This is a genomic window from Vibrio sp. YT-17 (genome assembly GCF_033337375.1).
GTDB lineage: Bacteria > Pseudomonadota > Gammaproteobacteria > Enterobacterales > Vibrionaceae > Vibrio > Vibrio alginolyticus.
In genome coordinates, this window is sequence record NZ_JAWOQP010000057.1 from 1 (window position 1) to 2,271 (window position 2,271).

2 protein-coding genes are annotated in these 2,271 nt (G+C 45.2%); one reads left to right on the forward strand and one right to left on the reverse strand.

Going from position 1 to position 2,271, the window contains the following annotated elements; all coding sequences use genetic code 11:
- Nucleotides 1-180 precede the first annotated feature (180 nt).
- Complete coding sequence (gene hemB, locus R7F67_RS23765) at nucleotides 181-1,242, reverse strand: porphobilinogen synthase (protein WP_031777176.1); 1,062 nt, start codon at nucleotides 1,240-1,242, stop codon at nucleotides 181-183.
- Between the two features lie 184 nt (nucleotides 1,243-1,426).
- Between hemB and R7F67_RS23770 the strand changes: the two genes are divergently transcribed.
- Nucleotides 1,427-2,188: a TatD family hydrolase gene (locus tag R7F67_RS23770; RefSeq protein ID WP_318057408.1), complete on the forward strand. Its 762-nt coding sequence runs from the start codon at nucleotides 1,427-1,429 to the stop codon at nucleotides 2,186-2,188.
- Nucleotides 2,189-2,271: the final 83 nt, after the last annotated feature.

A 2,271-nucleotide genomic window follows, 5' to 3' on the forward strand; every position in this document is an offset into this window, starting at 1 on the left:
GAGTAGTTTTACAGGCAAAGCCGAAACGGATGATAACCACCTACTGAAGTAGGTGGTTTAGGGCTGAAAATAAAAATACCCAAGCACCTTGGATTGTTACTGTTGTAATCCGCCTGAGGTTACTTGGGTATATACAGACGAACAACTCTTGTTGGTCTGGTATTTCTCACTGAGCGATAATTACTCTTCTGTCGCTTCCGGAGTACGATTTAGGTGTTGAGCAGTTTGTGCATTCTCTTCTGCCAACCACTCAGCAACGTCTTTCGCAAAGTACGTTAAGATGCCATCTGCACCTGCACGTTTGAAGCACAATAGTGATTCCATCACAATTTCACGCTCTTTGAGCCAGCCATTCATGATCGCCGCTTTATGCATCGCGTACTCGCCAGAGACTTGATAAGCAAATGTCGGTACTTGAAGTTCAGTTTTTACTCGGCGAACTACATCTAAGTATGGCATACCAGGTTTAACCATCACCATGTCCGCACCTTCATTGATGTCTAGCGCCACTTCGTGAATCGCTTCATCAATGTTTGCTGGGTCCATTTGGTAGTTTTTCTTGTTGCCGCCTTTTAGATTTGAAGAAGAGCCAACCGCATCACGGAATGGTCCGTAGTAGTTCGATGCGTACTTAGCCGAGTAAGCCATGATTTGAGTATGAATGTAGCCCGCGTTTTCTAATGCTTCGCGGATCTTACCAATTCGGCCATCCATCATGTCTGAAGGCGCGACTACGTCAGCACCCGCTTCTGCATGAGACAAAGCCTGCTTAACCAATACTTCTGTGGTTTCATCATTCATTACGTAGCCATCTTCATCGATGATGCCGTCTTGGCCATGTGTCGTGAATGGGTCGAGTGCCACGTCTGTGATTACACCAATTTGAGGAATGTGTTCTTTAAGCGCTCGTACTGCTCGCTGAACCAAACCTTCTGGGTTGTAGGCTTCAGTAGCACATAAGCTTTTAGCGTCTTGGTTTACGACAGGGAAAAGCGCGATTGCTGGAACGCCTAGATTTGCAAGGTATTGTGCTTCTTCTAGCATTAAATCAATCGACAAACGCTCTACACCCGGCATGGACTCCACGCTCTCACGACGATCTTTACCCATAAGAATGAACATTGGGTAAATCAGATCATTAACAGAAAGTTGGTTCTCAGCCATCAAACGACGACTAAAATCGTGCTTACGTAAACGACGCATACGGCGTGCAGGGAATGGACCTTGAATTGATACAGACACCATTTTCTCCTTGTCTGGACGGTTATGATGATCAAATCATCTGGTGAACAAAATCATATCACTCTTGATGCATGTTGCGAGTGACAATCTGGAAAAAGGTAATGAAAAAAACTGAAAATGACCCAGCACTCACACTCAAGTATACTTCGAATACGAAACCAACTATGAAGCACAGAGAGTAACGATGATCGATACCCACGCGCACATCTATGCCAGCGAATTTGATAACGACCGCGATGAAGTAGTACAACGCGCCTTAACGCAAGGCATTAATAAAATCCTGTTGCCAAACATCGATCTGGACTCAATTGAGCCCATGCTACAAACCGAAGCGGCATATCCTGACGTGTGCCACTCAATGATGGGACTCCACCCTTGTTATGTGGACAGCAATGTTGAACAAACGTTGGAGATCATCCGCGGTTGGTTTGAGAAACACAAGTTTATTGCGGTGGGCGAAATCGGTATCGACCTGTATTGGGATAAAACCTATCGTGCTGAGCAAGAAATGGCGTTCGTAACTCAACTTAACTGGGCAAAAGAGATGGACTTACCAGTCGTTATCCACACTCGTGATTCGATTGAAGAAACACTCACTTTGCTAAGACAAGAGCAAGATGGTCGTCTGCGTGGTGTATTCCACTGTTTTGGAGGCAGCTTAGAAGAAGCGCAATCAATCAATGAGCTAGGCTTCCACTTAGGCTTGGGTGGCGTATCGACCTTTAAGAATGGCGGGATGGATAAAGTCATTCCACATTTGGATATGCAGTGGGTCATTTTAGAAACCGACTGTCCATATTTAGCGCCTGTGCCACACCGTGGTAAACGTAATGAACCAGCCTACACTTCTCTCGTTGCACAACGTGTTGCCGACTTGCGTGATGTCGACATCGCAACCATCGATGCCATAACGACTGAGAATGCCAAAAAGCTGTTTAATATTTAATTCACGATGACCCGTCCTGATATGGGTTGACACTTTTTAACTAAAACGCTCGATGTACTTCATCGGGCGTTTTGTATTTTAAA

Bases quoted from the DNA above. Each gene is read 5' to 3' on its own strand.
- R7F67_RS23770 (WP_318057408.1), top strand. From the start codon at position 1,427: ATGATCGATACCCACGCGCACATCTATGCCAGCGAATTTGATAACGAC.